Below are 6,868 nucleotides of genomic sequence, written 5' to 3' on the forward strand. Positions count from 1 at the left end.
TTTATCAGGATTTTAATTTTGTCCTGTGGCTCTTAATATAAATAAACCATCAATCAGTGGGCATTCCCACACTGATTGTTAGTACCCAAGGGTATGACTGCACGTCCATGCGCGGGATGAAAATGTGACTTTCACGTGAAAGCCACATTTTTATGTATTATTTTTTTATTTTATTGTATAATAGAACAAACGTTCGAAGAAGGAAGGGTTTTTATGCAGTCATCCACTCATCCTCAGCAAGAAATAAGTCTCGCCTCTCGATATCTCTTTCTATCCATGGCAATCACAGTTGTTCGAATGGACATACAAAATATACAATCTGGACCGTTTAAAATTAAGGAGCCATATATAGAGTTGTTGCATCGTATGGAACATGTTGCACGGAAAGAGAGGCAAGAACTAATTCAAAAAATGAGGAAATCTAACATAGAGGTTATATTTCTAGGAAAAAATGACTCTTTTTCATCTTACTTATTTCGAGTAAACAACTATGAATGGAACCGCCGGTATTTCAATCCAGCCATTCGGAAAGAAGTGGAGAGAACATTAATTCGTTTGATGCACTTGGCTCTGCAACCCTCTCGTGATCCGCTGATCTCCTATAATAGGTCTGCAGACGTTCAATAAACAAATAACGGAAATGAGCTGTTCGATGTACTTGATTACGGAGAGATCCTGGAGAAATAAACACATGAACTTTTTCTCCTGTTACAAATAATAGTTCTGATTCTTTTTCTGAAATAGTGATAATTTTGGAGATATGCGAGTGGGCAATCCATGCACATTTGGGATTCGTCGGAGAATTCGTTGGGAAGAAAAACATACCAGAATGTGGATCAACAGCAATGGGAACTTTGTGGGTCATTCCACTAATCTGTCTTGTTCCTTGAACCCTGCCCTGTATACTTGATCCAAAAAATTTACAAGCACGTTCCATTAAAACTTTAGGTTTTTTGTTTATAAATAAATACTTTCCCTTTTCTACTACAAGAGATCCAGTCACATCGGCTGTATTAAAAGGTAATACTGCATACGTGTATGGAGTCACCTCGTAGTCCGTTATCCATTTCGTCAAATATATCAATCCTTTCTTTTTTAAATACAAAAATATTATACATTAAAAGATTTACTTTTGGTTAAATTTTCTAATATTTTTCACAAATTTGCCATTTATGTATTTTGTATTTACCCATCCTTGTTGGTGAAGCTTGCTTCATGGTTGGTTGCCCGTTCATGCGGGATAAAGATTGTGATTTTTTATCCCGCCTTCAGTTAGTGGAAGAGCTTTTTAAATTGTGCGGGTAAAAGAAAGTTGCTGGTGGGGTGCTTGAGGCAAACTAAAAATCGCTCTAATTACAGATAGAACCCCGCTGCTTTAGCTGTGGGAGTTGTCAGCTATATTGATGTCCTTTATTCAAAACCAGAGGAATAGAACATATTCTATTTTTTCTAACTTTAACTTGAGAAAATACATTAACATTATGTTACTATTAGAAGCAGGTTCGAAATCTATCAATCAACTAAAGAAGGAAGATTGTATGAATAAAAAAGACGTAGCCAATATTCGTAAGCAATTTAAAGTAGGAAATGACTTACTGAAAATCTCAGAAATTTATAATGTGTACATTATGAAAGAATCGAGCGAAATATATCATCATGAGAGCCAACCATTTGAAATGTTAGATGATGATCAAAAAGAGTTATTCCTGCATAACTTTAAAAAGATCTTAACAGGTCGATTGGACGAGAAATTGTTTGAATTAAAGTTTGACCGAGAGGCTGAGAATTCAAGCCAGCTCATTTTACATAAAGGCTTGCTTGGGAACTCCTCTGAATGGAAGGAACATATGCTTCTAATTGTGGAAAAAATGTTGAAAGATCAACAATACACAATGGATATTGTTGTGACTTTTATTCGGGGAGAATATTATAAACCAATGAAGCGCCGAAATGAAGAAACAGAAGAAAGTGAACGTGACACGGTTTATTCTCACCCCTTCCTCCTTTGTAGCATAAATAAAACTCAGGATCCGAAAAAAGAATTGCTTTTTGATTATGTAGAAAAAGAGTTTCGTTACAACATAGTAGTCAACCCTATTATCAACCTAAACAACCCAATAGGTGGATTCATGTTTCCTTCCTTTACAGACAATGCAGCTGATGTGAACCGTGTTCTCTACTCTTCTAGCAAAGCTAATGAGCCGGACTATCATTTCATAGAGGATGTCCTACACGCACAGGAAATCATGACCGCTAAGGATAACAAAATTGTGTTCGAAGAGATTGTGAAAGATGTCGTCGGAGATCAAATGAACACTACAAAACTAGCGAGTGTGTATGATGAAATCAATCGCTATGTAGAAGAAAGTGACAAAGAAGATACACCAAAACTGGATTATAAAGACGTAGAAAAAGTCTTGAAAATGAGTGGCATTGAAGAAGCAACTCCTGAAAAAGTGGAATCAGCTTTCAAAAAAGTGATTGATGATGAAAAATATGAATTTAAAGCAAGCAGTATTTTGCCAAAATACAACTCCAAATCAATTAAAATCAAGACGAAAATCGCCAATATTTCTGTTAGCCCTCAAGACCTAAGATTTGTGAAACAAGTTCACCTTCAAGGGAAACGTTATCTCATGATTGAGGTGGAAGAAGATACAGTAGTCGAAGGATTTACTATGCTACCAGAGGCCCTTTTCAATAAAGGGGAAAAAGAATAAAATGAGCCTGATCTACCAGCTGATAAGGTATGTGATTCACCATACTTATCCACTTTGGATCAGGCTTTTTTAATATGCCCCATTGTTTTCATCAGTTAACCGATTACTTTCACAGTACGTTGCAGAAGTCTCTCCCAGATCTCACTAAAAGTTAGTCCTTATTTCGTATAATCATTTTAATTTTTTATATAATCTTCTTTCCGCATAATCAATACACATTGGGCATACATCGATTTTTTCCCGTTTATCATTTTCGTATATCGTGAATGGCTTTATTTTTTTCTTGCAAAAGAAACACTGCCTTGACTTAAAAATTTTTGAAAGAAAATTCATTAGGATGCCTCCTACTATCGTAATCTATATATATTTTACCTACCCCTTTATTCTTAGTATAACACCATGTTAGCTTCTCAGTTAACATTAAACTATTCAGGTTATTGCTTAAGCTCACTATTTAAAAAGCAAGTATAAGAAAATGATTCCTCGAAGGAGAGGAATCATCTGTGAAATTTTCGTGATAAGATAATTAATATGTTTGCAGCTCTATAACATAGTCATTCAAAGTTATCAAGCAGCTCACGGACTTCATCAGTGGAATGTGTGTTCATTAACTGATTTCTTAGTTCACTCGCCCCTCGAAACCCGCGGACGTAAATCTTAAAAAAGCGAGTCAGAGCTTTGAATGGACGCGCCTCTAATTCTTTGGAATATTTATCATAAAGGTCAAGATGCAACCTTAAGAGATCTAGTAATTCTTCACTACTATGCTCTTTTTTCTCCTTTTCAAAAGCGAATGGATTTGTAAAAATACCACGTCCAATCATAACCCCATCCACATCGTATTGACGAGCGAGATCCAAGCCGGTTTGTCTGTCAGGAATATCTCCATTGATCGTCAATAGTGTATCTGGCGCCACCTCGTCACGCAGCCTCTTAATCTCGGGAATCAGTTCCCAATGCGCATCTACCTTGCTCATTTCGTCCCTCGTACGTAAATGGATAGAAAGATTTACTATGTCTTGTTTGAATAAGTGTGTCAACCAGTCGTGCCACTCATCAACTTCAGAAAAGCCAAGCCTTGTTTTCACACTTACCGGTAGCCCTCCCGCTTTTGCTGCTTGTATTAGTTCTGCTGCTACTTCTGGGCGACGAATAAGACCGCTGCCTTTGCCGTTTTCCGCTACATTATCCACGGGACAACCCATGTTAATATCCAAACCTTGAAACCCTTCCCTCGCCATTCCAATACTCATTTGGCGAAAATATTCGGGGTTATCCCCCCAAATGTGGGCCACAATCGGTTGTTCATCTTCAGTAAAAGCCAAGCGACCTCGAACACTTTGGTGACCTTCTGGATGACAATAACTATGCGAGTTTGTAAACTCTGTAAAAAATACATCGGGTCTAGCTGACGCACTAACTACATGCCGGAATACAACATCCGTTACCTCTTCCATTGGTGCAAGTATAAAAAATGGTCGTGGTAAATCACGCCAAAAACTATTTGTCATATCTAAACTCAAATCCTCTCTTGCAAGGGAATTAGTTGATCTCTCTTGATATAATCCCCAAAAAACTAAAAGCAAAGATATCTTTACTTCATTTATATCTTATACCATGCTTACTCACTTTTTATCAAATGATAGAAAATGATCTTCAAGAAATGCAACCTTAAGTGTTTTTATTCACAAATTATTGATAAACAAAAATTAAGGTTGAACGACACAAAGCTCATTCAACCTTTTTCAGTAACTTTATATCCGTATCATGCTCAGCTAATTTTACAGCAACGCTTTCGACAATAGTTTTTTTTCTGTGTTACTGGCAACTTTCTCGGACACGTTATCTAATTTTTCTATAATAACTTGTTGTCCACCTTCAAGCCTTTCCAGACGCTCAGTTAATGGCTTTAGCTTCTCGTTTAACAAGGATGAAAACATCTGCATTAACTCTTTATTTTCCATATCGTCATCACCTAGACTTATTATACCAACTCTTTTTTATTTTGTCGTAACATTTAAAAGGAAATTCATTTTAGTTTATTGGTAAAATAAGCGTCTTACTTGTTCCAGACAAGCTCCTTTTAGTAGAACAACGTGTTTCATTTCTAGAGCGAAAAATTAATTTTCTTTATTATCCAATCCAATACAAGACCATAGCAAACAGCTAAAAGAAAATATTTACATAACCCAAATAAAAATGTATCCATCCCATTTGGAAGAAGAGATATGATAAAAACATTATAATGGGTCAATATCAATTAGCAAACTCATCATTGGTAGCCAGAACGAGAATTTCTTTAGCATGTTAACTTTCACCCTAAAAAAATGCTTTTAAACAACCTAATATCTCATCATTTGCTCTTTTTTACTAACGAACCAAAAGTTTATGTGCATTTCACCACAAATTAACTACTCATGACATCATTTGGTTGAATAGATATAGTTGATAAAACCCAGGAACTCCCAATGCAAGAAAAAAATTAATTACTGCAAAAAGCTTTGATTGCTTTATCAGGCGATCATCCCCCTGTTTTAGGTACTCAAAGTATGTAAGAGTGAAATAAAGACATGCGCTCAACATAATAGCTGAGAATATCCCTAACCAAATTCCTATTGAGCCTGCAAAAGCTAATTGGTCCATTCTAAAGCACTCCCCTCCAAAATTTCCAAATTATGCTTATTTTACCTTTTGTGATTTTGCCATCTCTCGAACTACTTTTACCGTAATATGGTTTGATCTTTTTAGTGATAAGACGTTCTTTCTAATTAAGAAGATGCTGTTTTTGTAGAGTAAATACTTCTAAAAAAGCGACTGCTTTATTATGCAATCACACACCTGTTAATGTAATAAGGAACATGCTTCTATATTAGTCTTTTAGTTTAAATCATTTAATTTTTCTCGAAATGTTTTATCATAGGTTCCTACTGTTTTTATTGATTTTATTGGGCTATTGACTTCATATCCTTGCCCATCTTTAGTATCAAACGAAATTCTATAAACCTCATCTGTAAGTATTAGGTTCCATACATTCCTATTATCAACTTCAAGCATAATACTCTCTTTGGTTTGGTCAATTATTGCCAATACCTCTATAAAATATTTAGCACGGTCTTCTTCTCTCTTTTCATTTTTTTGAATTACTTTCCCAGTAACTATCATAGTTTTATCGAAATCAACGTCGTCTTCTAATGAACAAGCTGATAGTAATATCAAACACATCATCAATAAAACATATTTTCGCATAAAATCCCCCTAATAAATCAGTTTTCCTGTTCCCTTAACCTACCTCAATAGAGAAATTGCGTATCCGCTTGTTCAAGATAAGCCACCGTTACTTTAAGTGATGCATTTCAAATTCTAAGAATTTTCTTTAATGTATAGTAAACACAAAAATGCCATCCTAAACAGTTAAGGATAGCTTAATAATGTTGACTAGAGTGCTTAAAATATTCTATAAAACACGTTTGTTTATCGTCAGAGAAAAGGAATAGTAAATAACAAATTTATCTACCAGAACTTTATGAGTACCTTTCCATTCAGGTTTGTCTGCTCTTATACTTGTACCAAGTGTTAAAATTTTGTCCTCAATACGCTCTAGTAAATTTAATTTATATTCAATGGTTTCACTATAAGAAAAATGCTGACTTTTTATATTTTCAAATGATTCCTTTGTGTTTTTCAACCAAATGAATCTCATTTTATACTTGACCACTCCGTATCATTTCTCGCATTTCTTCTGAAGTAAAATAATTCCTTTGTTCTATATCCTTTTTTGCCTGTAACAATTTTCGTTTTAACTCTGGATCTCTTTCAACATCTTCAGCTACAGTAGTTTCAAACTCATCTTTATTATCAATAGCCACAATTTTATACTTCCGTCCGTTTAATTCAAAGGACTGATCTTTCTCTTGAAAAATATCTTCCAAAACCTTTGTGGCTTGCGCATCCACCTTTTTCATACAATTGCCTCCCCACATTACATTTTACCATTATTTCATTGATTTCATAATTGAATTTCATAAAAAGTGGAAAACCCTAATTCAAAACTTGCACCCCGCTTGTTTAATAACTACCTGTCATGCAAAAAGGTAATCTTGTACTGTTTCTACATTAGAAAACTTGGCATTCGCCAAGCCTTTGTGGCG

General features: G+C 35.0%; 9 protein-coding genes. 1 reads left to right on the forward strand and 8 read right to left on the reverse strand.

Annotation, left to right across the window (positions count from 1 at the left end):
* Positions 1–511 precede the first annotated feature (511 nt).
* On the reverse strand, positions 512–1,075 hold the full coding sequence (locus tag RZN25_17625; GenBank protein MEQ6378629.1) for a competence protein ComK: 564 nt from the start codon (positions 1,073–1,075) through the stop codon (positions 512–514).
* 463 nt (positions 1,076–1,538) lie between these two features.
* Between RZN25_17625 and RZN25_17630 the strand changes: the two genes are divergently transcribed.
* Complete coding sequence (locus RZN25_17630; protein ID MEQ6378630.1) at positions 1,539–2,720, forward strand: DUF4317 domain-containing protein; 1,182 nt, start codon at positions 1,539–1,541, stop codon at positions 2,718–2,720.
* Between the two features lie 171 nt (positions 2,721–2,891).
* Here RZN25_17630 and RZN25_17635 read toward each other — a convergent pair whose 3' ends face one another.
* The 7 genes from RZN25_17635 to RZN25_17665 all read right to left on the reverse strand — a co-directional run bounded on the left by RZN25_17635 (position 2,892) and on the right by RZN25_17665 (position 6,682).
* Positions 2,892–3,053 carry a hypothetical protein gene (locus RZN25_17635; protein MEQ6378631.1) on the reverse strand — a complete coding sequence of 54 codons (162 nt, stop codon included), beginning with the start codon at positions 3,051–3,053 and terminating at the stop codon, positions 2,892–2,894.
* Between the two features lie 221 nt (positions 3,054–3,274).
* On the reverse strand, positions 3,275–4,231 hold the full coding sequence (locus RZN25_17640; GenBank protein MEQ6378632.1) for a tRNA-dihydrouridine synthase: 957 nt from the start codon (positions 4,229–4,231) through the stop codon (positions 3,275–3,277).
* A gap of 270 nt (positions 4,232–4,501) precedes the next feature.
* Positions 4,502–4,684: a hypothetical protein gene (locus tag RZN25_17645; GenBank protein MEQ6378633.1), complete on the reverse strand. Its 183-nt coding sequence runs from the start codon at positions 4,682–4,684 to the stop codon at positions 4,502–4,504.
* Between the two features lie 451 nt (positions 4,685–5,135).
* Positions 5,136–5,363 (reverse strand): hypothetical protein, encoded by a 228-nt coding sequence (locus tag RZN25_17650; GenBank protein ID MEQ6378634.1) that lies wholly within the window; start codon positions 5,361–5,363, stop codon positions 5,136–5,138.
* A 234-nt stretch (positions 5,364–5,597) separates the two neighbouring features.
* On the reverse strand, positions 5,598–5,966 hold the full coding sequence (locus RZN25_17655) for a hypothetical protein (protein ID MEQ6378635.1): 369 nt from the start codon (positions 5,964–5,966) through the stop codon (positions 5,598–5,600).
* A gap of 208 nt (positions 5,967–6,174) precedes the next feature.
* Positions 6,175–6,420, reverse strand: coding sequence for a hypothetical protein (locus RZN25_17660; protein MEQ6378636.1), 246 nt, complete (start codon positions 6,418–6,420; stop codon positions 6,175–6,177).
* A 1-nt stretch (position 6,421) separates the two neighbouring features.
* Entirely contained in the window at positions 6,422–6,682 is a 261-nt protein-coding gene (locus tag RZN25_17665; protein MEQ6378637.1) for a hypothetical protein, read from the reverse strand.
* Positions 6,683–6,868: the final 186 nt, after the last annotated feature.

It is taken from the genome of Bacillaceae bacterium S4-13-56, assembly GCA_040191315.1.
Classification (GTDB): Bacteria; Bacillota; Bacilli; order Bacillales; family JAWJLM01; genus JAWJLM01.